Genomic DNA, 25,948 nt, shown 5'->3' on the forward strand with positions numbered 1-25,948 from the left:
GAGACATATTTTGCAAAAACGACATATCAATTAAACATAAAAAAAACAGTAGCACACCATTCGCATTAACAGTTATAAAACTACCTATTAACTACCAAAAACAGCAATAAAAAGCACAAATGTTAACGACAAAGGTAATGACGAGAAAAATACAAAATCGTTAGTTTTCGAATTCACTGTACTGCGAAATCATTGTTTTCAACTCAAGGGATAGCGTCTCCCCCATGCGGTCTTGCCAGCTGGAGGTCACAATGATGGTCTTCAATGATCCAGAGACTGTCGCCGCCGGAACTTCCCATTCCACGGTATAGACTCCCGTAGCAGAAGATCCTGTTGCAATCGAAGCAAAGGAAGCGGTAGAGATGGTAGAAAGCGCATCAGAAGCCCCGCGAGTCCTAAACCATTCGAGCTGATTTTCAGCTAAACGCAGCGCTTCAATACTGTGGATAGCATATTCTGATTTACGCTCCATGTAGATTTGCAACTTTGTTAGACCAAGCGCTCCGATTCCCAATAGCAGAAAAGAAATCAGCACTTCGATTAAGCTAAAACCTTGTTGTTTAGAGATCATTCCAAGAGCCTTTTTTCCAACGGAAGTTAATAATCGGATCAACTACCTCATCTATGTTATCTCGGTTGTATGCAAAATTTAGAGAGTTAACAAAATAAGCACTATAACCAGGGCTATCTAACACTTGTCCACCCGAAAAACTAAAGGAACCGCGTTGGAGGTAAACGACTTTATCTAAAGCAAGCGTGGGAAAGTTAGCCGCATCTCCAAAGTGATCTTTGGCCTCGAATAAATCCCAATGTGTATCTAACCCTGTAAGTGAGTTGGTTGTGAGTTGATAAAGCATACCGGGGAAAGTCATAGAGCCATGTACAGCGAAGATACCATCTTGAACCAAGAGTAATATTGGAGCTTCTCCTGTTGCATCAAAGGCTTCGTTGAGATAATCAATGCCACCTTTGATTGGTACCCCATCAGAATCATTCTCATAACCTCCAGAGCTATTCTTTTTCGAGGAAGTAAACTCACAGGACCCAGTCACCCAAATATGAGTTTTACCTGCTGAAATTTGCTCCCCAACTTTCTTTCCACAATCGGTAACAATTTGATTGGTTGAATCATCGTAATCAATCGCAGTAAAACCCCAGTCAGATTTCACAGAATCCCAATTACTACGCTGCTCTCTAAAAATGTCGAAAAATGGCTCTAGATCTGCATCTTGAATAAAGTCCTCACCATAGCCAGAGTCAGAAGCAGTGACACTTTTATGCTCAGATTTACAATCTATGTTGTTGTGAACAAAATCTGCATAAGGCGCTGAGCCATGGATAACCCCTTGATTAGTCGCCCCAGCTCGAGAATGGAAAGCATTTTTATAGCGAATAGCCACACATTCCCACCCACTACCGACTAACTCTCCAGGATCTGGTGTCGAAAAAGCAGAGCTGCCATTCACATATAAATCAGTGCTACTTTTTAGTGCTCCAGAAGCTCTTCCACGAGATAGAACTAGTTGCTTTTCAATGGTTCGACTAGAACTCGCAAGGGGCTGACTTAGCACCTTATTGTCGGGTTCTAAAGTTAGTTGATGCAGGTCTAACGGTGTTTCACATCGGTTTGAAATTAGTGACGTTGCAGAAGAAACATCACCTGTACTTTGAACTAAAGAATAGAAACACTCTAATCCTCCCTCAGCTAACCAATGTTCTTGTCGAGCTTCAATTTGGTTGTTTGCTCGCTTAATTTGATAAAAAAGGGATTTATAGCTTCCTAGTGACATCATCAGCGCTGCAACAAGCAACACACTGACGACCAATAACGCGGCGGCACCTTGCTGTTTTCTCATTACTGCCAATTCCTTTGCTTCACTGTAAACGACTGCTCTGTTCGAATATCAGTCGCATCTTTTAACTCTGTCCCTAACGTAACCGTTACCATTGCAGTCTCGGCGTCGGTATTTTTTACCGTAGCCGCGGCCAACGTAAATTGATTCACATGAATCGCTTTCTTATCAAAAAGCGTGTTACATGATCCCGTTCCAGATAGAGCGATGACATCAGCTACACTCCAGATCGTTGTTTGTTTTTTTTCACATACAAACAGAGATTCTGGTGTATCGACGCGTTGTTCATATACAACGTTTTTATACAAAGCCGTCGCTCCGGAAACCCCGATATTGTAGGCGTAAGCAATAAGCCCCATACCCGGAGCATCAAGGGTGTAGATAGTATTACTGGCTCCTGAAATCTTCACGGAGTTACCATCAATACCATCGAACCCAGCGCGTTGAATGTCGTTCCTCAACATCTGTAAAACGCTGGCTGTATTTTGCAATAGCATCAGTTCCTTAGAGCGCTCCATTGCAGCCTTTTGACCGCTGATATACAGCGAACCAACAATAGCGAGAGAAATGAGCCCCAAAGAGGACGCAATCATAAACTCAACGAGGCTCGCCCCTTTTTGCTTTAACATATCAACCCTTACTAAGAGCAAGTAGAATAGCCAAAGTATTCAGTTGAGTTGTTATCACTGCATACTCGAACACGGGCGGAAAGTGTGTGGGAAATAAGCTTGAGCGCTTTTGCAGATTCTCCAATCGGATAGAATTGGATATTGCCCGAAGAAGGGCGACCATGAACATCATCAAAACTTATTTGACCAGACGAATAACTAGGAGTGACGACTATCCCGTCATAGGGAACGCCAGAAAAAGAAAACAATACGGTCCCAGCACCTTCAGTTCCATTGTCAGTTAATTCAATGCGCCAATCACCATCGCTCGATGAGTTTCCAGACATGATGATATGCGCCCAAAGTCGCTCACGGCGCAATACTGCTTCAGATTTCCCCTGAATAACAAAACCATGCAGCTCATCTGCTAATCGCTGCATTTTGTTGGTTTCAAACACATTTTGAAAAGATGGTGCCGCAGCAGCTAACAATATGCTCATTACAGCAATGGTGATTAAGAGCTCCAGCAACGTAAACCCGCGAGGCATTTCCCAAATTCCTATGCAAACGGCGAGAGGGCCGTAATTCATCTTGCACAGATGCTATCACCTGAGAAAAATAGTCGGAAAAGTGAAAAGGGAACTACTCGTCATGATTCGAATTTCTAGTTGTAACGGATACAACAGACGATTAAGAGGGATGACATTGATCGAATTACTGATTGCAGTCGTGATTGTTGGGATCATTGCAGCTATTGCTTATCCATCTTACTCAGGTCATACGATCACATCGCATAGAACGGTCGCGTTGAGTGATATTAGCCGCATTCAGTTGGAGCTCGAAACATCTTACAACGGTGGCTATGACTGGAGCGGGATTATATCTGGAGGTAGTTGTACGATCTGCGATTCGGACACAGACCGTTTCTCCTTTGCTGTCGCAAGTTCAGCAACAGTGGCATACACAATTACGGCAACCGCGAAATCTGATCGTGGGCAAGATGGGGACAGTTGCTTTCCTAGCGACCAAGATAAAAAAATAACACTCACTTCAACCAATATTGAATCGCCAAGCGAGTGCTGGAACTGATCAAGCCGCCCTCTCTGGCAACAAGAAAACAGATACGAAAAAGCCCGCATTGATGCGGGCTTCTTATTAAATTTTAACTTAGTCAGCAATTAGCTAGTTAAGTCATCAAAGAACTTCTTCACTCCATTGAAGAAACCTTCTGATTTTGGTTTGTGCTTAGTCGCAGCATCACCACCACAAGACTCATCAAACTCTTTAAGCAGTTCTTTTTGGCGAGAGCTTAGGTTAACAGGTGTCTCAACCACTAGCTTAACGATTAGGTCACCAACACCGCCGCCACGAACGCCTTTCACACCTTTACCACGCATACGGAACATACGGCCAGTTTGCGTTTCTGTCGGTACTTTAAGGTTCACACGACCATCTAGCGTAGGAACTTCAACTTCACCACCAAGTGCTGCCATTGCAAAGCTTACTGGTACTTCACAGTACAGGTTGTTACCTTCACGTTCGAAGATATGGTGCTCTCTTACATGAACTTGAACATATAGGTCACCCGCTGGTGCGCCCATTTCTCCTGCTTCGCCTTCGCCAGATAGACGAATACGGTCGCCAGTATCAACACCTGCTGGGATCTTAACGTTAAGCGTTTTCGTTTTCTGTTTGCGACCTTGACCATGACATTCGTTACATGGGTCTTTGATGATCTTGCCTTTACCATGACAGGTAGGACAGGTTTGTTGAACTGCAAAGAAGCCTTGACGCATCTGTACTTGACCATGGCCATGACAGGTGCCACAAGTTTCAGCCGTTGAGCCTTTCTTCGCGCCACTGCCATCACAGGTATCACAGTGGACTAGCGTAGGCACTTCGATCTCTTTAGAAACACCGCGAACGGCTTCTTCTAACGATAGTTCCATGTTGTAACGCAGGTCCGCACCACGTTGTGCTCGCTGCTGACCACCGCCACGACGGCCGCCGCCAAAGATATCACCAAATACATCACCGAAGATGTCGCCGAAATCAGCGCCACCGCCACCAAAACCGCCGCCGCCGAAGCCGCCACCGCCTTGTTCAAAAGCCGCATGACCATACTGGTCGTAAGCCGCTTTCTTTTGAGGCTCAGTTAGAATTTCGTACGCTTCTTTTACTTCTTTAAACTTGTCCGCAGCAGACTCATCACCCTGGTTACGGTCTGGGTGGTATTTCATCGCTAGACGCTTGTACGCCTTTTTAATATCGCGCTCAGAGGCATCACGGCTTACGCCTAATACTTCGTAAAAATCACGTTTTGACATGTTCTTCGTCACCAATTATTTACTGCAAACGGCATCGATTCACCGCTTGGTGTTTGTATCATTCTAGCTAAGTGCACTTATTGCAAAATACTTAGCTAGAAGGACAACGTTGACAAACAGACGGGCGTAAGAGTTACCCCAAACGCCCGTACACAAAGTCTTATCGACTCTAGGCGACCGTAGTCGCCTAGTTAAGAAAGCTTATTTCTTGTCGTCTTTAACTTCTTCGAACTCAGCATCAACTACGTCGTCTTCTTTAGACTGTTGAGCATCAGCGTCAGCACCTTGTGCTTGTTGAGCTTGAGCTTGTTGTTGAGCGATTTCCATTAGCTTTTGAGCTGCAGTCATAAGCGCTTGAACTTTCGCATCGATTGCTTCTTTGTCATCACCCTTACGAGCAGTTTCAAGCTCAGCGATAGCTGCTTCAATCTTCTCTTTCTCATCTGCAGGTAGTGCTTCACCAGCTTCTTCTACTTGCTTACGAGTACCGTGAATCATTTGGTCAGCTTGGTTACGTGCAGCCGCTAGCTCTTCGAACTTTTTGTCCGCTTCTTTGTTAGCTTCTGCTTCTTGAACCATTTTCTCGATGTCTTCGTCGCTTAGGCCGCCAGAAGCTTGGATAGTGATCTTCTGTTCTTTACCTGTTGACTTATCTTTCGCAGATACGTGAAGGATACCGTCAGCATCTAGGTCGAAAGTTACTTCGATTTGTGGCATACCACGAGGCGCAGCTTGAATGCCTTCTAGGTTGAATTGACCTAGAGACTTGTTGTATGACGCTTGCTTACGCTCACCTTGAAGAACATGGATTGTTACCGCGTTCTGGTTGTCTTCTGCTGTAGAGAAAACTTGGTTCGCTTTAGTTGGGATAGTTGTGTTTTTCTCAACTAGCTTAGTCATTACACCGCCCATTGTCTCAATACCTAGAGACAGTGGTGTTACGTCTAGTAGAAGTACGTCTTTTACTTCACCCGCAAGTACACCGCCTTGAACTGCAGCACCCATTGCTACTGCTTCATCAGGGTTTACGTCGCGGCGAGCTTCTTTACCGAAGAACTCAGCAACCTTCGCTTGAACCATAGGCATACGAGTCTGACCACCGACTAGGATTACGTCAGTGATGTCGTTTACAGATAGGTCAGCGTCAGCTAGAGCAACTTTTAGTGGCTCAAGAGAACGTTGTACTAGGTCTTCAACTAGAGATTCTAGTTTCGCACGAGTCACTTTCACGTTCATGTGCTTAGGACCAGTCGCGTCTGCAGTCACGTAAGGTAGGTTTACGTCAGTTTGAGAAGTAGAAGAAAGCTCAATTTTCGCTTTTTCTGCTGCTTCTTTAACACGTTGCATCGCTAGTGGATCGTTCTTAAGGTTGATACCTTGCTCTTTGTTGAACTCGTCAACTAGGTAGTTGATTAGACGTGTATCAAAGTCTTCACCACCAAGGTGAGTGTCACCGTTAGTTGCTAGAACTTCGAAAGTTTTCTCGCCTTCAACTTCATCGATTTCGATGATAGAGATATCGAATGTACCACCACCAAGGTCGTATACCGCAATAGTGCGGTCGCCGCCTGACTTGTCTAGGCCGTATGCTAGAGCAGCCGCTGTTGGTTCGTTGATGATACGTTTAACTTCTAGACCTGCGATACGGCCAGCGTCTTTTGTTGCTTGACGTTGAGCATCGTTAAAGTAAGCAGGAACTGTGATAACTGCGCCAGTTACTTCCTCACCTAGGAAGTCTTCAGCAGTTTTCTTCATTTTTTTCAAGATTTCAGCAGAAACTTGAGGAGCAGCCATTTTTTGGCCTTGCGCTTCTACCCAAGCGTCACCGTTGTCAGCCTTAACGATTTTGTAAGGCATGATTTCGATATCACGCTGAACTTCTTCATCTTCAAAGCGACGACCAATTAGACGCTTAATTGCAAATAGCGTGTTAGTTGGGTTTGTAACCGCTTGACGTTTTGCAGGTTGACCTACTAGCGTTTCACCATCGGTATATGCAACAACCGATGCCGTTGTGCGTTCGCCTTCAGCGTTTTCAATTACACGAGGTTTGTCGCCGTCTAGTACAGCAACACATGAGTTAGTAGTACCTAAGTCAATACCAATGATTTTACCCATCAGGCTATCTCCGAATAAATTCTATTTTCGTTTTGCTATATCCCCTATGTGGGGACGTAGAATCGGGTTTCAACCCTTGCTCACAAACAAAAATAATTATGTTTGCTTCTCTTATGCCCAATAGATAAGGGCTGCAAATGGCTTTTCAAGGGAAAGAGCAAAAAAAAATTGAAAAAAGTTGTGCAAAAAGCGGGATGTTGGAATCTCGAAGCGCAGCGTTCCATAGGACGAAGTCCGTTTCCGAAGCGAAGCGTCTATTAAAAAGAAAAAGCGAGGCCCTAAGACCTCGCTGTGAATTCGATTAAGTGAGCGATTAAGAATTACGCACTCGCTTGTGCTGGTTCAGCATCCACGATTTCTTCTTTACCAATCTCGCCTTCAGACTTAGCAACAATCGTGTTTACTGCTGTATCGCCGACTACGTTAGATGATGTACAGAACATATCGTTAATACGATCAACCGCTGCAACGATTGCTAGACCTTCTGGTGGTAGACCCAATTGGTGAAGGATAACACCAACCATCACTACACCACCGCCAGGAACACCGCCAGCACCGATAGACAGTAGCAGAACCGTGAAGCCTAGAGTCACTAGGTCAGATACCGCAATAGGCTGACCAAACGCGTTTGCACAGAATACCGCTGCGATTGCGATGTAGATTGAAGCACCTGCCATGTTCATAGTTGCACCTAGTGGTACACCAAAACCAGCTACCGACTTAGACACACCAATCTTGTCAGTAAGAGTACGCATCGTTACTGGGATCGTCGCATTTGAACTTGCTGTAGATAGAGAGAACAACACTTGTTCACGCGTCTTACGAGAGAACTCGCGCGCAGAAATACCCGTGAACATTTGAACCGCCAGAGGGTAAACCACGAAGATCCAAAGCACTAGCATTGAAACCACAAGAGCAACGTAACCGGCTACTGATGCAAGCGTACCCGCATCCAAGGTTGCACCAAGTTGAATCATCAGAGCAAATACACCGTATGGCGCTAAGCTCATTACGAGACCAATCAGTTTCATCATGATTTCGTTCGCCATCTTAAAAGTACGAACCGCAGGGCCGCCTTTTGAATCAAGCGCTTGAATTGCAAGACCTGTCAGAATTGCCATAAAGATGATTTGTAGCATGTCGCCATTTGCAAACGCTTGTACAGGGTTGCTTGGAACAATGTTCACAACCATAGAGAAGATGTCTGGTGTTTCTGTTGACTTAAGCGCCACAGAATCAGAAATCGTACCCGCAAGGTTTGCACCTGCACCAGGCTGAACAATCATAGCAACAGTAAGAGCAGCAATGATCGCGACGACGGTATTTAAAATGTAAAGAGTAAAAGTTTTACCACCCAAGCGACCAAAAGAACGAATGTCTTTAAGTTCCACAATGCCACATACAATTGATACATAAACCAGAGGAACAACCAGAAGTTTAATCAGCGAAACGAACATGCCGCCCGCACCTTCTGCTGCACCTAGAATATAGGTATCAAAAATCGCAATACCGCTAAATAAGTACTGAATAGCTGTACCCAGCACGAGGCCGGCGAACAAGCCGATAAAAATCTTACTAGAAAGCGATTTATCCATCATAAATCTCCGAAATGTTGTGTTTGCTATTTATATTTTTATAGTTACATCTGCTAATTTTTACGGCAGACCTCGCGAATAATACACATCGGAGTTACAAAATAAAGGCTTTCTTTACAAGAATGTTAATAACTAACATTAAAAGTAAATCACCAGTTCTAGATTGATATTCAGAATTTTATTTTGAAGACAAGTCATAACAGATACTTATAGACACAGCATCCCATAAGTAAGCAAGATAAAGAGAGGATATCTCCTATAGGAAAATTATTTGCCAATAGGAAAAAGTTTGAAGAGGATCAAATTTCGAAATTTAGCTCATATTCAGAGGAGTGAATATGAGAATGACAATGTTTGAAACAAAAATGCCCACTGAGAACCAGTAGGCATTTAAATAAATATATATCAGTAGGTTACTGAATTATTTTGCAACCATAACCATTGCAGGACGTACCACGCGACCGTTTAGCTCGTAACCTTTTTGCATTACGAACATAACGGTATTTGACTCATGGTCAGGGCTTTCTTGGATAGACATCGCTTGATGGAATTCAGGGTTGAAAGCTTCACCTTCTGGATTGATCTCTTTCAAACCAAATTTCGATACTGCGTCTACAAACGTCTTATGCGTTAGCTCAACGCCTTCAAGAATTGGCTTAACCACTTCATGCTCAGCATCAGCAGCTTGGATAGCACGCTCTAGGTTGTCGATAACAGGAAGAAGCTCTTCAGCAAACTTGTTCAAAGCGTATTTACGCGCTTTATCAATTTCTTGCTCTGTACGACGACGCATGTTTTCTACTTCTGCTTTAGAACGTAGAACGGCATCTTGCTGATCTTTTACTTTCGTTTCACTTGATAGAAGTGCTGCTTCTAGTTGAGCAATCTTAGCGTCTTTTTCATCACCAATGTCTTCAAGTTCCGCTTCTGCTTCTTGAGCGGCTGCCTCTACTTTCTCAGCCTCTTCGATGATCTGATCAAGCTCGGCTTCAGTAACTTTGTTTTCTTCGTTGCTCATGATATCTCCAGAATCAACATAATGTCCTCAAAGCTTACGCACGTTTTGCGGGCTCTAACCACATTAAAATTCGCATATTTAGGTAACTTGCCATTATTATGGGGATGAAGATTCCTGATTCAAGCCTCTTTAATGCGGAAATGCTATGAAAAACCCATGTAACGTGATCGCGATTATCGGAAAACCTCGAGATCAGCAGGCTATTCAAACTCATAGAGAGCTTTACCAATGGTTAACCTCTGAAGGTTACCAAGTGTTTATCGATGACCGCCTTGCTGCAATTTTAGACGATATTCCACAAAATCAATTTGCCAGCCTAGTGGAACTTGGTAAAAACGCCGATCTCGCTATTGTCGTTGGAGGCGATGGCAACATGTTAGGCGCAGCTCGCATTTTATCTCGCTTTGATGTCGCAGTGATCGGTGTGAACCGAGGTAACCTTGGTTTCCTAACGGACCTTAACCCCGATGATTTCAAAACGGCATTGAAAGCCGTTCTGAATGGCGAATATATTGAAGAAGAGCGATTTTTACTTGAGGCCGAAGTGCATCGTCATGGCCAAATTAAAAGCCACAATGCCGCCCTAAACGAAGCAGTACTTCACCCTGGTCAAGTCGCACATATGATCGAGTTTGAAGTTTACATTGATGATAGCTTTGCGTTTTCGCTGCGCGCCGACGGTTTAATCGTTTCAACTCCAACAGGTTCAACCGCTTATTCCCTTTCCGGTGGTGGTCCTATCTTGTCGCCAAGCTTGAATGCAATCTCTTTGGTTCCGATGTTTCCTCACACTCTTTCAAGCCGTCCTTTAGTGGTTGATGGAAAACGACGCATTAAATTGATCGTGTCACCAGAAAACCGCGGTACGCAAGAAGTCAGTTGTGATGGACAAGTTTCACTACCGGTTTCTCCAGGCGATGAAGTTCATATTTATCAAAGCCCGAATGTACTTAAACTGATCCACCCGAAAGACTACAGCTACTACCACGTGCTAAGAAACAAGCTCGGTTGGTCAAGCAAATTGTTTTAACAAGAAAGGTTGATGTGAAGGCATCAACCTTTTTTCTATGCTCTCATTAACTCCAATTTCATCGCCCACCCAAGGCGACACAGATTAATTCCTTGTTAAATTTAATTTTATAAAACCTGATCTTGTGGGTAAATTTTATACAAAATTCTGAGCTCAAATTGAAAGGTGTCCGACTGATGATATTCTCAGTATGAATAGAATATAAACTCTAATTCATACTTATTATCTCAAAGGGCACATTATGAAAAAAACAATGATATTGTCCGTTCTCAGTACGTTAGCGCTTGCTGGCTGTCAATCTGAGGAGGCAAAGGTTACCGATATATCAAACGCAAAAGCCGAGGACATCTCGAATACCAAGCGGACACTAGCTCTGCAACTTAGCGAAAGTTATGCCAACATAGAACCCATGCTGCGCAAAGACATCACTGCCGAACACATTAATGTCCCCCTTTCCTCATTCGCCGAACAGAAACCTTTATCAGCATTTAGCCAACAACTCACACAAGCCGATACACAAATTCGAGCGTGGAAAGGCATCTCTGAATACTCCGATCAATTGCTTGAAGTTCGACTTGCAAATGAAGAAATGCTCGGCGTGTGGCAAGAAGGGACCGTCGACCCACTCTTTGCTTTCGAACCAACAGGGGATGATGAGCAGTGGCAATACATCGAAGCTTACGATGTTTATGGCCAAGTCCACCAACTCGATGTCTATCAACTTCCAGACGTGCCTGTATTGGTTGTCGACAGCAACAGCTCTGCAGAGCTAAAAGCTGGGCTACAGGCTATGCAGGCAGAAATGAGCAAGCTTGGGCAAGCAACCATGGTCCAACCCTATATGACTGACATCGCAAAGGCTCAAAAATCTCTTTTCTCCCACACAGAAAGTACACCTCAACCAATTCAAACTACGGTTTTGAAGAAGATTCGTCTTGCCAATGACCAAGAGCCTTGGATTTCAGGAAAAGCTGAAATCTACGCCATTGTCACAGGTGTAAACCCTACGCGTGATGAACCCACTTTGGATCTCGTCGAGCTACCTTATTTGGATTACGACAACACCACCTACTTACCCAACCAAATCATCATTCACTGGTCTCGTTACCGTTGGGGGGCGGCGGATATCGTCTTAATGGAGCAAGATGACGGCACCGATTACAAACAGTTAGCCAAACTGCTTGTTCAGGTTGCAGAAGAAGTCCTGAAGGCAATTCCAGATCCCGAAGTTCAGGCCTATGCCATTATTCCTCAGATCACCAACAAAATTATCGATGCGATTCCGGATGGCGCACTCACTAACGATGACGATTTTATCGATGTGTATTACACCCTGATGCAAGACACTTCCTATGTCGACCATCCTGGAGCAGGGGTTAATGCTGTGGCAACGTTTGAGCCGCTCACAATTAACCCAACTCGACCGTAACTTGTTCAATTTTAATAGGTCGTTGCATTTGCTCGGCCTATTTTTCTCTTCACTATCACAAAAAATACCTTCTTCCTACAAAAAATCCAGCAGCCACCTTTACTGTATAAAGAAACAGTATATACTGTTTTCTTATACAGTATTGTTCGGTTATACAGGTAAATAAAAATGCTGGCTCATCTAAGTGTTAATAATTTTGCGATTGTTAAGTCTTTACAGCTCGAGCTTTCAAAGGGCATGACCACCATCACTGGTGAAACAGGTGCAGGTAAATCTATTGCAATTGACGCATTAGGTCTTTGTTTAGGCGGACGTGCCGATGCAGGCATGGTACGACAAGGCGAAGAGAAAACAGAAGTCAGCGCCGCCTTTTTACTGGACAACAATCTACACGCAACGCGTTGGCTAGAAGATAACGACCTGCTGGATGGCAGCGAATGTATCTTGCGTCGCATCATCACGAAAGAAGGCCGTTCTAGAGCCTTTATCAATGGCAGCCCAGTCCCTCTTTCACAACTCAAATCTCTTGGGCAGTTATTGATCAACATCCATGGACAGCACGCGCATCATCAGTTGATGAAGAGCGAGCATCAAATGGCCATGCTGGACCAATATGCTGGACATTTAAACCTACTAAAAAGCACACGCAGTGCTTACCAGCATTGGCGTCAAGCAGACAACAACCTTAAGCAACTAAAAGAGAACAGCCAGCAAAATCAGGCCCAAAAACAGTTGCTTGAATACCAAATTAAAGAACTGAATGAGTTATCGCTAGGTGAAGAAGAATTCGCAGAGCTCGAGCAAGAGCACAAACGACTGTCCAATAGTGGTGAACTCGCCACTACCTGTCAGCAAGCCCTCGAACTTATTTACGAAGGTGAAGAAGTCAATGCGCTTGGTATTTTGCAATCGGCCAATCACTCCCTAATCCAGTTAGCCGAATTGGATGAGAAGTTAGCTGAATTGCCAAACATGCTGGCAGAGGCAATGATCCAGCTAGAAGAAACCAAAAACGAACTTCGCAGCTACCTAGATGGCATTGATGTCGATCCCGGTCGCATGGCTTATGTCGAAGAACGTTTTTCTAAAGTGATGTCGATGGCTCGCAAACACCATGTTATGCCCGATGAGCTATACCAACATCACCAAGATCTTCTTGCACAAATCGAAGCATTAGATTGCTCTGACGAGCGTCTGGATGAACTCGCTCAAGAAGTAGAACAGAAATACCAAAGCTTCTTAACTCAAGCAGAGAAGCTGCACAAGTCACGTAGCCGTTACGCAAAAGAGCTGAACAAACTTATCACGCAAAGCATGCACGAATTGAGCATGGAGAAAGCGGTATTCAGCATCGAGGTAAACAACGAAAACCTCCACCCATCTCCATTGGGTATGGACAGTGTGTGTTTCTTGGTCTCAACCAACCCAGGTCAGCCATTACAACCTATCGCTAAAGTCGCATCAGGTGGTGAGCTATCACGTATCTCGCTAGCAATACAAGTTATCACCGCACAAAAAGTGGATACGCCAAGCTTGATCTTCGATGAAGTGGATGTCGGTATCAGCGGCCCAACGGCTGCGGTTGTCGGTAAGATGCTGCGCAAGTTAGGCGAATCGACTCAAGTGATGTGTGTAACCCACTTACCGCAAGTTGCTGGCTGTGGTCATCAACAAATGTTTGTTGCTAAACACACCAAGAGTGGGCAAACCGAAACAAAAATGCATGCCCTAGATCAACAACAACGTGTGGCAGAACTCGCTCGTTTATTGGGCGGAAGCCAAATTACCGACTCAACATTAGCCAACGCAAAAGAATTACTCATCGCGGCTTAACCATTCAACAAGGGATGAGAAATGGATATCAAAGCCATCAGCAAAGAAAACTGTTTAGAGCTCGTCCCTCTTTTTATTGAGTTAGAATGCTACTACTTCAAAGAGGACGCCGCATCAGAGAATGAATTGACGCACTATCTAAAGCACCAAGTCTTCTCTGAGCATTCTAGTATCAAAATCATCGCAGCTTATGAGCACGACTCTATTATTGGTTTTGCGTCTTACACAGTGATGTACCCTGCCCCTAAACTTTCCGGCCAAATGTACATGAAAGATCTCTTCGTTTCTTCAATCGCGAGAGGAAAAGGCGTTGGTATTCAACTAATGAAACATTTAGCGACCCTAGCAGTTACCTCGGGTTGCCAAAGACTTGATTGGACAGCAGAAAACACCAATCCTATCGCAGGTCAATTTTACCGCTCCATAGGTGCAGCACACCTTGTTGAAAAAGAATATTATCGGTTTGAAGGTGAAACGCTCAAAGCATTTTCCCTCCCGCAATAATGCAACGCACGACCAACAGTAGTCGCCCTCACGAAATATTGCAGGCGATCTCTTAAATCCCATATCATAAAAAGCACACAACATGCTTGATGAGTCACGTTCCGCCAGTTATCGTCTAATATCAGCGAATAAATGCAACTCAACTCAAAATTCGTTGTCAGATTTTCTACCATACGACGCATAGCTTTTTACATCTGCGTCGAGCTTGTTTATTATCAGCGCAGTATTTTAAAGGTTACTAAGAAATTATTATGCAATTAAAGAAGTGGTTAGTTGCCGTACCATTAGCAATGACTTTGCTGACAGGATGTTCGGTATTGGAAAAACTGGTTTATCGTATTGATATCAACCAAGGCAACTATGTAGAACAAAGTGCGGTTGATAAATTAAAGTTTGGGATGACTAAAGCACAAGTTCGCTACGTTCTTGGTTCGCCTATGTTGGTTGAAAATGGCTACCCAAATACTTGGTACTACATTTACCATCACACTCCTGGGCACGGTGAACCTGTGCAAAAAGATCTGGTTGTTCAATTCAATGACCAAGGTACGTTAGCCGATCTGACTGGCGACTACCCGAAAAGTGATGCCTTTTACGAGAAGATTCAGTAGCCCATCTTTATTTTCACAGAATTCTCAAAGCCTCCTCGCCGGAGGCTTTTTTATTGCTTCATTACCCCATAAACCGAATCACAAACTATCTCGTTATTTGTTCTCTTACTCATTGGAATATTTGAATAAACTCGCAGATCATTTTCACGTTAGTTTTCTATGCAACTAAGCACATCTATTCTGAGTGTAGAATTTTTCATGTAGGAACACGAAAATGAAAGCACTATCATGCGGTTTGCTTGCCTTATCTTCTCTAGCTCTGCTTGGATGTGGTGAGGACGATAACCAAGAACAAATCCACATAACATCTCACATAAAAAGCTTGGAGTTTAACCACACGGATAACTCCGACTTGGAAGCCGTAAAACAAGCTGTCGCTGGAAAATCATTCATTGGTTTAGGAGAAGCAACGCATGGTGGTGCACAAGGCTTTAAAGCCAAGTCGCGAATAACCAAATACCTGCATCAAGAAGGTGAAATAGATGTACTCGCCATGGAAAGTGGACTGTATGACGGCCTTCGCCTTTGGCAGAGATTAATGGATGGAGAAGTGACCGATGTTCGAGATGCCATGCTGTACTCCTTCATGTTCTTGTACGCTGAAACCCCTGAGATTTACCCACTCTATGAATACGTAGAACAGCAAGCGTTTACCGATACACCACTGTATTTGGTTGCTTTTGATGGTAGACACAGTAGCGATCCAGCTTGTAGCCTCATGCTGCCGGAGATGCAAACCTTCGTCGAAAAATATCAACTCATCAACCTTGATTGGCAAAGTTTTATCGCCAATGGCGAAGCCATGATGTGCCCTTGGTATTTCGATAAGCCAGATAACAGCGCACAACAAGCCTTTATCAACCAACTGGCTTCACTCAACTCCGTAATGTCTCAAATGAAAGCCGAACAATACCTTCCTCCACTCACAGAGCGCCAAGATTTTCGTGAGTATGCGACTTTTTGGTTACAGATAGTCAAAAGCATGCAAGCCCACGTTCAAAGCCGTTGGTTTGACACCTACAATCCAGATGAGATCATGCAAGCGGACAACTTGCGCTGGTTACAAAAAGAATGGTTACCACAAAAAAGTATTTTGGCGTGGGGACATAACGTCCACATCAGCAGTTATGTTGGTGCTTGGCCAGACAGCACAGGTGCATTTTGGCACTTAAAACAGCAAGTAAACCCTAATGAGGTATATAGCTTAATCCATGCTTTTGAAGACGGTTACATTACACCAATGGAATCAGACCCTGAGTTACGTGCTATCCCTCATTTCGCAACAAATAAGCTGGGAAGTGTCGAGAAACTCTTAGCAAAAAATGGCGTCGAGAATGCGTTCATAAAAATGGAAGATATCGCAAACTTAACGTACCCAAATAGCATCATTAAGCAGCCAATCAACTACGCTACAGAACTGGCCGACGGCATCATCTACACCAGAACAGAAACACCAAGCTCTATTGACTCTCCAAGATAGCACCTTAAAACAAAAAACCTCCCATTTGGGAGGTTTTTCAGCTGTCCATAAGCGTTACTTAGCTGCTTTTGCTTGCTCTGCACGTTTACGGCGAATTTCTTTTGGATCGGCCAATAACGGTCGGTATATCTCGATACGATCTTTATCACGGATAGTTGCATCTAAACGAACATTTCGACTGTATACGCCGACTTTATTCTTTTTCAAATCAACTTCAGGGTACAGTTCCAGAACACCAGATTGACGAATGATCTCTTCAACTGTCGCTTGTTTGTTCACAACTAGATTAAACACACGTTGTTCTTGAGGAAGCGCATACACCACCTCAACGTGAATCATGTCCGACTCAATACTCATAACACTCGTACACCTGTTTCGCACGTTTAGTAAAAGCGTTCACCATATTACTGGTTAGCTCATTAAATATTTTGCCGAAAGCCATTTCGATCATCTTGCTCGAAAACTCAAACTCAAGCTTTAGTTCTACTTTACACGCTTGCTCATCCAAAGCAGTGAAGATCCAACCACCACGCAGCGTCTTAAAGGGACCATCCACCAAGTTCATCATAATAGCCTGACCTGGGATGAGTTCATTTGAAGTTGTGAACGTTTTGCTGATACCCGCTTTCGCAACATCGACAGAAGCCACCATACCCTCGCCCGAAGACTCAATGATTCGTGAACCTGAACAACCAGGTAGAAACTCAGGATACTTCGAAACATCATTGACCAGATCGAACATCTGCTCTGCACTAAAAGACACCAAAGCAGAACGGCTGATTTGCTTCATACACACTCCTATCGATACGCGTACATGTTTTAAGGCTTGTGCCAATTTTACTTTTATTCCACGATAGCGCAAATAAAAGGATTTCCTAACGTATATCCAACCCGTATAATGAGCCCATTATGGTAAAGAAAAAATCAAAGCAAAAAGCGGGTAGCAACACTATCGCGCTGAATAAAAAAGCTCGCCACGAATACTTCATTGACGATGAAATTGAAGCCGGCTTGGAGCTACAAGGCTGGGAAGTGAAAGCCCTTCGCCAAGGAAAAGCTAATATCGCCGAAAGCTATGTTTTCATGCGTGACGGTGAGGCTTTTGTGAGCGGAATGACCATCACTCCTCTTAATCAAGCATCAACTCACGTTGTCGCAAACCCTACACGTGTGCGTAAACTATTGATGAGTCGTCGTGAACTCGACAACCTTCTTGGTCGCATTAACCGTGAAGGTATGACGCTAGCAGCACTGTCACTGTACTGGTCTCGCTCTTGGGTGAAGATCAAAATCGGTGTTGCAAAAGGTAAAAAGCTTCACGACAAACGTACTGATATGAAAGAAAAAGATTGGGCTCGCGATAAAGCACGTATCATGAAGAGTAACTTGCGTTAATCTTGAGCACTTAAACGCACAGAGCTAGACAAGGAAAGCTTTTCTGGTACTATGCGGATAACACTTGGGGCTGATTTAGGATTCGACAGGAATTTTGAAGTCTGAGGTGCATGCCGTGGGGCGGTTGGCCACGTAAAAAGCCGCAAAAAAATAGTCGCAAACGACGAAAACTACGCACTAGCAGCTTAATAACCTGCTTAGAGCTCTCTTACCCTAGCTTCCGCTCGTAAGACGGGGACCAATAAGAGATCAAACCCAAACTAGCTAGCGTGGCTTCTCCCACCTGAGAGGAAAAGCGCGAATTATAATTCAGGTTAGCCTTTAACTAGCGTGTCGGTTCGCAGGTTGCTGGTGAAATTAAAGATCGACTAAGCATGTAGTACCAATGATGAATGATTTTTGGACGCGGGTTCAACTCCCGCCAGCTCCACCAAACGTTTGGAAAGGGCCAACTCGAAAGGGTTGGCCCTTTTTGTATCTGCAATTTATATCTCCCCCTCAACTCATCGCTTTGATTCCTAGCCAAAATCTCTTAGTCTGTGGTTAAGCATTCATCAATGGACATGAGATCATGCTAAAAGGCAGTGAATACCCTTCTATTCGTGCACTTCGAACCTTTGTTGCGGTTGCTAACCATCTGAGTTTTTCTAAAGCGGCAGAGAGTTTGTGCGTGACTCAAGGTGCCGTGAGCAAACAAATTGCGACGTTAGAGCAACTGGTTGGGCCACCTTTAATCCAACGTGGTATCAATGGTATTGAGCTCACTGAAGAAGGAAAACGTTACTTACCCAAGGTAACTGAAGCGTTGGAAATCATCCAACATGCCACAGCGAGCCTAATTCAAACCGACACAGAGCAAGAGTTACTGGTGGTGGATGTTACGCCTTCTTTCGCCAGTTTGTGGTTGGTGCCAAACATTGATGCATTCCATCAAATCCATCCTGATATCCGCGTTAAAGTTCGCACCAGTGATGGTCCAGTAAATCAGCTAGACGTAGACAGCGACATCACCATCCGTTGCCTTCCTCTTTCTAGTCACTACGAACATGGTCGATTGTTGCGTCAAGAAACGCTACTGCTAACGGGCTCATCAAGTTCTTCAACATGTAACGACAAACAGTCCATTGCAGATTTCGCATTTATTCCTCAAACGACACGCCCGCAGTTGTGGGAGCAGTTCAAACTAGAACAATCTCTGCAAAGCGCGATTCATTATCACCCCGTCGGTCATGAGCATTTCTATCTTTCTTATGAAGCGGTAAAGCTTGGCAAAGGGCTTGCTCTTCTACCTGATTTTATGGTGCAACAGGCGATGTCGAGAGATGAGGTCCACCACATCCAACAGCTGAGTATGCTGAGCCATTATGGCTATTACGTATTTGTGCCGAACTACCGTCTAGCGGCGCGAAAAGTCTCACTGTTCAATGATTGGTTATTTGCTCAGCTTGGAGAAGGCGTCGGTTAGATAACGACTCCGCTTCAATTTTTCAATCTGTGGTTGAAGCCAGCACATCTAAAGATATTCGCGTTACACTGAAGGGGTTGCCAACTGTAATGAGGGTTTATGACGTTATCTCCTGCCTTTCTGCGTAAAATCTGGTACTCCCCTTCTATCAACCTTGGTTTGCGTGCCACCAGCGCGATTGTTCTGTTCATGGGGTTGGGTGTGCTATTCAACCAAATCAATCTCGCCATGACGGCTTTAATGACCATGCCCGCAGCATTGATCAGTGGTTTAGACACTGCCGGCCCTAGGCGCTGGACACGCTTTGCGATTACTGCTTTCACGTGGAGCATTACGCTCGTCATCAGTTATGCTCTGCTGAATATGGGCTTACCACTGTGGCTGACTTACGGCGCGATGGGAGCAGTATTGGCGAGTACAGCAGTGAATGGTCCGTTTTGGGGACGTCTTGGCATGTCGAGCTTGCTGATCGCGGTCGTGAGCTTGTCGCTACATAATTCCAGCGCGGTACTTGGTCTCTATCCTATGTTGGTGTTGGGACCACTCACTTTTGCGCTGTTCAGTTGGCTTTGGTTTGCCTTATGGAAACATTACGCGCTGCGTGTTTGTCTTTCTGCGATTTACGAAACGCTAGCGGACTACATTCAATATCGCCAAGCTTTCTTGCTTGGAAGCGAAAATGATGCCCCGAAACGACGCATCAAATATCAGTTGATTGAACTGTTTCAGCAAGCTCTGCAATCGGAATCTTTTCGATCGAAACATGAAGGCGCCAACTCACTACGTCAGGCTTTGTTTTTGGCGCTCGATACATTTGAAGTCGTCTTGAGCAGCCATACCAGCAACCCTGATCTGTTCAAGCAATTTCAATCCAGTAAACCGAAACGAGATCTGCTCTTGGTTTGGAGCCAACACTGTCAGCAAAGATTAAGACACAAAGCCAAGCAGCTTTTGCATAACACGCATGAAGAGATGGAACACTTGAGCTCACTAGAACAGGAAGCTCATGATTTGATTGAAGCAGTGAAGCTAGAAGACCAACCTCGCTTTCGCTACTGGGCATACGCGGTCAAGCATATTTCTCGTCGTATTGAGCTCAATGAACCCGCTTATGAACGCTCCTTTGATGTGCAACCATTCGAGCTGTCTTTTCGTTTACCAAGTCGAGGCAACCCGATTTGGCGCCACGTGACTCGCGTTGGTTTGATGTTTGCTCTTGGATCTGGGATTGCTGAATACTTTGAATTGATTCGCCCGGATTGGGTATTAATTTCCATGTTGATGGTGATTCAGCCGAGCTTCTTGGCAACCCGAAGTAAAACCTGGCAACGCTGTTTAGGTACCGCGCTCGGGGTACTGTTCGCCACCTCCTTGATTCACCTTGGCGTACCAACGACCATCCTGTTTGTGTTAATAGCTGTCCTATTACCCGTCGCAATGCTCAATATTATGCGTCATTACTCGCTGGCGATTGGCTGTATTACCGCACTGTTAATTTTGGTTTATCAGACCATGGCACACCAGGGACTCGACTTTGCTGCACCGCGCCTGATAGACAATATCGTCGGTGGCGCAATTGTCCTACTCGGTTATGGTTTACTGTGGCCGCAGTGGCGAGGTAAAGAGATTCATACCCAAGCATTAAAAGCACTCGATAGTTCAAAAAGCTTATTTGTGTATTGCTATGAGCAGTTACAAGTAGACACTGAGCAACGTGATCACATGGCGCTCACTAAGCAACGTGCCGCTATGCTCACCGCTGAAAGCGATCTTGAACTGATTTACAACGAGATGCAACAAGAGCCAAGGCACACTCGCGCCGATCCGCATTATTATGAAGATATGCTGAGCCATTATCGCTTGTTGAGTCACTACCTTTGCTTGCTGATCCCTCTAGTGAGAACGGGCACCCATTATGAAGGCTCAACGCAAGTCGAACGCCTGATTCATGATGCGATGGATGCGTTGATCAGTACGATTCGTGACAATCGTGTTCATGAGCTGCCAGCACTGAGCAATAAAACCGATGCCGATCATCCCTCCTCAACGGCTGGTCAACGATCTGTCGAAGAGATCATCTGGTTAGCATTGATGACGATTAAGCAAATGCACGACTTAGTAAGGCGTAACCTAAAAGACTAAATACCCAGCACTATTATCAACGGCGTGTCAGATTTTACTGACGGAGACCAACGTCGATTGACCAAGCGAACTAACAGGAGTATCACTCCAGCTTCGTTCCAGTTTTGTTAGAGGAAAGCGTTTGGAACACATAAATGAACTATTGATGGCGATGAAGCCGCTGCTTGAGCAATATGGCTATCTCGCCCTTATCGTCAGCATCTTTCTTGAAGGCATTGGCATTCCGATGCCGGGGCAATCGCTGATGATTGCAGCGTCTATCATCTCATCAGAGCATGTCATGAACCTTAGCTTGGTGATGATAGTTTCTTGGTTGAGTTGCTTTTTTGGCAACACGTGCGGCTACCTGATTGGCTATTACTTTGAAGGTTGGTTAGACAAGAAAGGCTATATTTCTGGCCCCAAAATGCAGAAGCTACAAAATACGATTCAGAAGTATGGTCCTGCTTGTTTAGTTGTCAGTCGCTTTGTTGAAGGGATGAAGCAGTTTATGCCGCTTGCTTGCGGTATTGCTAAGATGCCGCGCAAAGAGTTCTTATTGGGTAACGCGCTTGCAACCACCATTTGGGTTGCCGTGTTCAGTTTGCTCACCAACTTCGCGTTTGAGCACTTGAGTGCCCTTAGCCAGTTCTACACCGAACACCATTACGTGGTTTGGTCTAGCGCAGCACTGCTGTTCTCACTGATGATCTTCGCGCTTCTTAAACGAAAAAAAGCGTAAGTGATCTAAACCAATATAATTCCGCAAAGGCTCACGGTATCAATAAGATATGTTATGTGAGCCTTTTTTCTGGGTCTTTTCCATTTAAAATAACCAGCCATTTAGACGTCTAGACGTTGACAAGTCTTTGGTGTCCGATTAGTCTGCTCGCCTTATTTGTTGATTATGTTGTCGTTCACATGTCTGGTTCTAAAAATTCTAATAAAGCAATCGCACCATCAGCGGTCGCACTTTTACCTTTAGTACTATTCCTTGCGCTGTTTATTGGCGTGGGCACTTACTTGTCTCTGCAAGGGGTAGATTTTGCATTTTACCAACTGCCAGCGCCTATCGCGGTATTGCCTGCGGTGATCCTTGCGCTCATCCTAAGCAAAGACAAACTCAATCGTTCTATCGAACACTTTATGCGTGGCGTTGGTCATCCAGACATCATCGCGATGTGTATGATCTACCTGCTTGCCGGTGCCTTTGCTGCAGTTGCAAAAGCGTCTGGCGGCGTAGATGCAACTGTTAACCTTGGTCTTTCTGCGATTCCAACCAGCATGATCTTGCCGGGTATCTTCCTGATTTCTGCATTTATCGCGACAGCGATGGGCACCTCAATGGGCACCATCGCAGCAGTTGCGCCTGTTGCTCTGGGCATTGCTCAATCGGCAGGTATGAGCCTTCCACTAACGGCAGGCGTAGTGCTAAGCGGCGCAATGTTTGGTGATAACCTTTCGATCATCTCGGACACCACCATTGCGGCAACACGCTCTCAAGGCTGTGAGATGAAGGACAAATTCAAAGAAAACATCCGTATCGCACTGCCAGCAGCACTGGTTGCGCTTGTTATCTTCGCCTTCAACAGCACAGCGACTCAAGTACCAGAAACCGGTTCTATTGAGTGGTTGAAAGTACTTCCTTACATAACGATTCTTATCCTTGCGGTATCAGGCATGAATGTATTTGTCGTGCTTACTATTGGTATCGTTTTGGCGGGTGGCGTGAGCTTGTCTTCTATCGATGATTACGGTCTAACCAACTTCGCACAAGACATCTACTCAGGCTTTGGCAATATGCAAGAGATCTTCTTGCTGTCCATGCTGATTGGCGGTTTGAGTGAGCTTATGCGTCGCCAAGGTGGTCTCGCGTTTCTGACTAACCTAGTGAGCGGCATCATCCGTACGTTTGGTTCTAGCCACTCGAAAGAAGCAAATGGTCGTGCAAGCGAACTAGGTATTGCTGGTCTGGTTTCGATGGTGAATACCTGTACCGCTAACAACACCGTTGCCATCATCGTATCAGGTAGCGTGGCTCGCCAACTGGCAGAAGAGAACAACGTTTCACCGCGTCGCTCTGCAAGTTTGTTGGATATCTTCTCGTGTGTTATCCAAGGTGTATTGCCATACGGTGCACAGGTTCTGCTATTGGGCTCGGTATTTAACCTTTCTCCACTAGAAGTTGTTGCGAACTCTTACTACTGTTTTGCTCTGGCAATTGCCGCTGTCGTAGCAGTATTTATCAAACACCCAGCGCGCCAAACAGTGACTCAGGCTGAAAACTAAAATACATTTGAAGAAGGCTCCGATTGGAGCCTTTTTTGTACCTGTTGCTAAATGGATTCTCGAAAACTCTCCGCATCATGCAGTGGCACATCGAGCAATTCACAGATCTCTTTTAATCGTTGAACTTGCTCCGCATTGCTGTTCGCGGGCTGACCATCAGCACTCAAATGGTTGTTCTCAAAGCCTACCCGAACATCCAACCCCAATAACAATGCATGGGTTAAACAGTCTTGCTCTCTCGCGCCAAACGCGCACACGGCACACCTAACCTTCTCTTCGATAAATCGCTCTAAATGCAGAGCCCGTAAATCCCATGGCGAAGATTGTTGAGCCTCATGATATCGACCAAGCACCACTAACGCGTGTTGGTTTTGCTTTGGTAAAACGCCTCGCTCTCTTAGGGATAAATAGCGCTCAATGTCTGCCTGATCATACAAAATGATTTGGCTGAGAATGCCCTGTTCAGCGACCCAGTCAAAAAAGACAAAACCTTGCTCTTCACTCTGCTCATCAGGAATCAGTTCACGCAAAGCAAAAGAAGCAGCTTCTGGTTTTACCGCTTTGATCAGCACCATTTGCTGTTGTGGCGAATACGTCCCAACAGCCTCAGTCGTGAGCTGAACAATCATCGAATCACCAACCGCAGCTTTCACCGCGTGGTAGATTTCTAAGTTGTCTTCAACCTCTAGAGAATGCCTGCCTTGCGCATCTCTCGCATGCAAATGGATCATGGCAGCCCCTGCCGTTTGACATGCTTTCGCCTCGACAACCATTTCTTCAATAGTCATCGGCAATTGAGCATGGTCTTGCTTGGTTTTTCTCGCTCCATTGGGCGCAACAATAATCGCGATTCGAGCTCTTTTAGTTTGGGAGTTCACTGCCATTTCTGCGACACCTCTCTAAGTGTACGAGTGAGCTTTTCCACCAGCTCGTCAATGTGGCTTCGCTCGATGATAAAAGGCGGTGCAAGAAGGATATGATGCCCATTTACACCATCAATCGTGCCGCCCATTGGGTAGCACATCAGTCCATTTTCCATCGCTTGTTGCTTGATCTTTTTGTCTGCCAAAGTTGAATTAGACAACGGGGTTTTACTTACTTTGTCTGCGACAAGCTCAATGCCAAGAAACAACCCTTTACCACGAATATCCCCAACATATGGGAAGTCTGAAAGCGCCGATTCGAGCTCTCTTTTTAACATCGCCCCTTGTTGATTGACGGCTTGCAGGAGCTTTTGGTCACCGATGGTTTGAATGGTTGCAACGGCAGCTACGCACGCAACAGGATGCGCCATAAAGGTATGCCCATGTTGAAAGAAGCCACTACCAGACGCGATTGCTTGATAGACTTTGTCATTGGCAACAACCGCACCGATAGGTTGATAACCCGCCCCTAACCCTTTCGCCATACAGACTAAATCTGGGACAGCTTGCTCTTGTTCAAAAGCAAAAAAGCTACCGCTGCGCCCAACGCCACACATCACCTCATCCATGATCAGCAACACATCATAGCGATCGCAAATCTCTCGTATTCGTTTGAAGTAATCTTGAGTGGCAGGTACTGCACCCGCTGTTGCGCCAACAATCGGCTCTGCAACAAACGCCATAACGTTATCCGCGCCCAGTTCTAAAATCTTAGCTTCAAGCTCATTGGCGGCTCTCAGTGAATAATCGAGTTCTGACTCATCTTCTCTTTGATAACGATAGGCATAACACGGCGCAATATGATGGCTTGGGTGCAAGATGGGTTTAAAAGGCTCACGCCGCCATTCATTACCACCAACAGCCAACGCACCAAGTGTATTACCGTGGTAGCTTTGTTGGCGGGCAATAAACTGCTTTTTCTCAGGTTTGCCACATTCCACAAAATATTGCCTTGTCATCTTTAGCGCAGATTCAACCGCTTCAGAGCCCCCACTGACTAAGTAGACATGATTAAATTGCGATGGCATTTGCTGGCAAATCAACTCAGCCAACTGCTCACTAGCATCGCTAGTAAAAAAGCCCGTGTGAGCAAAAGGCACTTTTTCGATTTGGTCGAGCATGGCTTGTTTAACAGCTTGGTAGCTATGCCCAAGGTTTGAAACAGCAGCTCCGCCGCAAGCATCGAGGTATTGGTTGCCTTGATTATCGAACAGGTAAACCCCTTCCCCTCTGGCGATAGTGGGCAATTTGGCGTGGCAATGACGGTGAAACACGTAAGACATGAGCGCCCCTTCCTAGTGACTATTTTCTAAGCATAGTCAGTAAGATGAGACTTATACGCAAGGTAA

24 protein-coding genes and 1 other RNA gene are annotated in these 25,948 nt (G+C 45.0%); 13 read left to right on the forward strand and 12 right to left on the reverse strand.

What is annotated here, in order from left to right:
* Positions 1–160 precede the first annotated feature (160 nt).
* Genes ITG12_RS07930 through ITG12_RS07945 form a run of 4 tightly spaced genes read right to left on the reverse strand, consistent with a single transcriptional unit; the run spans position 161 to position 3,009 of the window.
* On the reverse strand, positions 161–571 hold the full coding sequence (locus ITG12_RS07930) for a prepilin-type N-terminal cleavage/methylation domain-containing protein (protein ID WP_248873928.1): 411 nt from the start codon (positions 569–571) through the stop codon (positions 161–163).
* Positions 561–1,856 carry a hypothetical protein gene (locus ITG12_RS07935; protein WP_248873929.1) on the reverse strand — a complete coding sequence of 432 codons (1,296 nt, stop codon included), beginning with the start codon at positions 1,854–1,856 and terminating at the stop codon, positions 561–563. The genes ITG12_RS07930 and ITG12_RS07935 overlap by 11 nt, the downstream gene beginning before the upstream one ends.
* Positions 1,856–2,482: a hypothetical protein gene (locus ITG12_RS07940; protein WP_039975391.1), complete on the reverse strand. Its 627-nt coding sequence runs from the start codon at positions 2,480–2,482 to the stop codon at positions 1,856–1,858. The genes ITG12_RS07935 and ITG12_RS07940 overlap by 1 nt, the downstream gene beginning before the upstream one ends.
* An 11-nt stretch (positions 2,483–2,493) precedes the next feature.
* Complete coding sequence (locus ITG12_RS07945) at positions 2,494–3,009, reverse strand: GspH/FimT family pseudopilin (RefSeq protein ID WP_042603050.1); 516 nt, start codon at positions 3,007–3,009, stop codon at positions 2,494–2,496.
* Positions 3,010–3,112: 103 nt separating this feature from the next.
* Here ITG12_RS07945 and ITG12_RS07950 point away from each other — a divergent pair, with 103 nt between their 5' ends.
* The gene (locus ITG12_RS07950; protein ID WP_038868765.1) at positions 3,113–3,550 is read left to right on the forward strand and encodes a type IV pilin protein; all 438 of its coding nucleotides are present in this window, start codon (positions 3,113–3,115) and stop codon (positions 3,548–3,550) included.
* Positions 3,551–3,639: 89 nt separating this feature from the next.
* Here the strand turns inward: ITG12_RS07950 and dnaJ are convergent, their stop codons facing one another.
* The 4 genes from dnaJ to grpE all read right to left on the reverse strand — a co-directional run bounded on the left by dnaJ (position 3,640) and on the right by grpE (position 9,519).
* Positions 3,640–4,788, reverse strand: coding sequence for a molecular chaperone DnaJ (gene dnaJ, locus ITG12_RS07955; protein WP_038868766.1), 1,149 nt, complete (start codon positions 4,786–4,788; stop codon positions 3,640–3,642).
* 201 nt (positions 4,789–4,989) lie between these two features.
* Positions 4,990–6,906, reverse strand: coding sequence for a molecular chaperone DnaK (gene dnaK / locus ITG12_RS07960; RefSeq protein ID WP_038868767.1), 1,917 nt, complete (start codon positions 6,904–6,906; stop codon positions 4,990–4,992).
* A 320-nt stretch (positions 6,907–7,226) separates the two neighbouring features.
* Positions 7,227–8,501 carry a dicarboxylate/amino acid:cation symporter gene (locus ITG12_RS07965; protein ID WP_038868768.1) on the reverse strand — a complete coding sequence of 425 codons (1,275 nt, stop codon included), beginning with the start codon at positions 8,499–8,501 and terminating at the stop codon, positions 7,227–7,229.
* A 421-nt stretch (positions 8,502–8,922) separates the two neighbouring features.
* Complete coding sequence (gene grpE, locus ITG12_RS07970) at positions 8,923–9,519, reverse strand: nucleotide exchange factor GrpE (protein ID WP_038868770.1); 597 nt, start codon at positions 9,517–9,519, stop codon at positions 8,923–8,925.
* A 145-nt stretch (positions 9,520–9,664) separates the two neighbouring features.
* On the opposite strand from grpE, the gene nadK reads away from it, so the two are divergent.
* From nadK to ITG12_RS08000, 6 genes are all read left to right on the forward strand, one after another.
* A complete protein-coding gene (gene nadK, locus ITG12_RS07975; RefSeq protein ID WP_038868771.1) occupies positions 9,665–10,549 on the forward strand; it encodes an NAD(+) kinase in 885 nt (294 codons plus the stop codon).
* Between the two features lie 241 nt (positions 10,550–10,790).
* Positions 10,791–11,978 carry a DUF3103 domain-containing protein gene (locus ITG12_RS07980; RefSeq protein WP_248873930.1) on the forward strand — a complete coding sequence of 396 codons (1,188 nt, stop codon included), beginning with the start codon at positions 10,791–10,793 and terminating at the stop codon, positions 11,976–11,978.
* 168 nt (positions 11,979–12,146) lie between these two features.
* Entirely contained in the window at positions 12,147–13,811 is a 1,665-nt protein-coding gene (gene recN, locus ITG12_RS07985; protein ID WP_248873931.1) for a DNA repair protein RecN, read from the forward strand.
* Between the two features lie 21 nt (positions 13,812–13,832).
* A complete protein-coding gene (locus ITG12_RS07990; protein WP_042603056.1) occupies positions 13,833–14,315 on the forward strand; it encodes a GNAT family N-acetyltransferase in 483 nt (160 codons plus the stop codon).
* A 251-nt stretch (positions 14,316–14,566) separates the two neighbouring features.
* A complete protein-coding gene (gene bamE, locus ITG12_RS07995; RefSeq protein ID WP_038868775.1) occupies positions 14,567–14,926 on the forward strand; it encodes an outer membrane protein assembly factor BamE in 360 nt (119 codons plus the stop codon).
* Between the two features lie 214 nt (positions 14,927–15,140).
* Entirely contained in the window at positions 15,141–16,406 is a 1,266-nt protein-coding gene (locus ITG12_RS08000; protein WP_038875533.1) for an erythromycin esterase family protein, read from the forward strand.
* 54 nt (positions 16,407–16,460) lie between these two features.
* Here ITG12_RS08000 and ITG12_RS08005 read toward each other — a convergent pair whose 3' ends face one another.
* Both ITG12_RS08005 and ITG12_RS08010 read right to left on the reverse strand, forming a co-directional pair.
* The gene (locus ITG12_RS08005; RefSeq protein WP_038868778.1) at positions 16,461–16,763 is read right to left on the reverse strand and encodes an RnfH family protein; all 303 of its coding nucleotides are present in this window, start codon (positions 16,761–16,763) and stop codon (positions 16,461–16,463) included.
* Positions 16,753–17,196, reverse strand: a complete 444-nt coding sequence (locus ITG12_RS08010; RefSeq protein WP_005424743.1) for an SRPBCC family protein — start codon at positions 17,194–17,196, stop codon at positions 16,753–16,755. The genes ITG12_RS08005 and ITG12_RS08010 overlap by 11 nt, the downstream gene beginning before the upstream one ends.
* Positions 17,197–17,315: 119 nt before the next feature.
* On the opposite strand from ITG12_RS08010, the gene smpB reads away from it, so the two are divergent.
* The 6 genes from smpB (at position 17,316) to ITG12_RS08040 (ending at position 23,676) form a co-directional block, all read left to right on the forward strand.
* Positions 17,316–17,801: an SsrA-binding protein SmpB gene (smpB, locus tag ITG12_RS08015; protein ID WP_038868779.1), complete on the forward strand. Its 486-nt coding sequence runs from the start codon at positions 17,316–17,318 to the stop codon at positions 17,799–17,801.
* Positions 17,802–17,867: 66 nt separating this feature from the next.
* Positions 17,868–18,234: a transfer-messenger RNA gene (gene ssrA, locus ITG12_RS08020) on the forward strand.
* A 138-nt stretch (positions 18,235–18,372) separates the two neighbouring features.
* Positions 18,373–19,266 carry a LysR family transcriptional regulator gene (locus ITG12_RS08025; protein WP_248873932.1) on the forward strand — a complete coding sequence of 298 codons (894 nt, stop codon included), beginning with the start codon at positions 18,373–18,375 and terminating at the stop codon, positions 19,264–19,266.
* 99 nt (positions 19,267–19,365) lie between these two features.
* On the forward strand, positions 19,366–21,408 hold the full coding sequence (locus tag ITG12_RS08030; protein ID WP_038881754.1) for an FUSC family protein: 2,043 nt from the start codon (positions 19,366–19,368) through the stop codon (positions 21,406–21,408).
* Between the two features lie 145 nt (positions 21,409–21,553).
* Positions 21,554–22,129: a DedA family protein gene (locus tag ITG12_RS08035; RefSeq protein ID WP_038881755.1), complete on the forward strand. Its 576-nt coding sequence runs from the start codon at positions 21,554–21,556 to the stop codon at positions 22,127–22,129.
* A 179-nt stretch (positions 22,130–22,308) separates the two neighbouring features.
* Positions 22,309–23,676, forward strand: coding sequence for a Na+/H+ antiporter NhaC family protein (locus ITG12_RS08040; protein ID WP_038881756.1), 1,368 nt, complete (start codon positions 22,309–22,311; stop codon positions 23,674–23,676).
* Positions 23,677–23,723: 47 nt separating this feature from the next.
* Here the strand turns inward: ITG12_RS08040 and ITG12_RS08045 are convergent, their stop codons facing one another.
* Both ITG12_RS08045 and ITG12_RS08050 read right to left on the reverse strand, forming a co-directional pair.
* Positions 23,724–24,560, reverse strand: coding sequence for a 3-keto-5-aminohexanoate cleavage protein (locus ITG12_RS08045; RefSeq protein WP_038881757.1), 837 nt, complete (start codon positions 24,558–24,560; stop codon positions 23,724–23,726).
* Positions 24,551–25,882, reverse strand: a complete 1,332-nt coding sequence (locus ITG12_RS08050; RefSeq protein WP_248873933.1) for an aspartate aminotransferase family protein — start codon at positions 25,880–25,882, stop codon at positions 24,551–24,553. Before ITG12_RS08050 ends, ITG12_RS08045 begins: the two co-directional genes overlap by 10 nt.
* Positions 25,883–25,948: the final 66 nt, after the last annotated feature.

Source organism: Vibrio sp. ED002, assembly GCF_023277445.1.
Taxonomy (GTDB): Bacteria; Pseudomonadota; Gammaproteobacteria; order Enterobacterales; family Vibrionaceae; genus Vibrio; species Vibrio jasicida.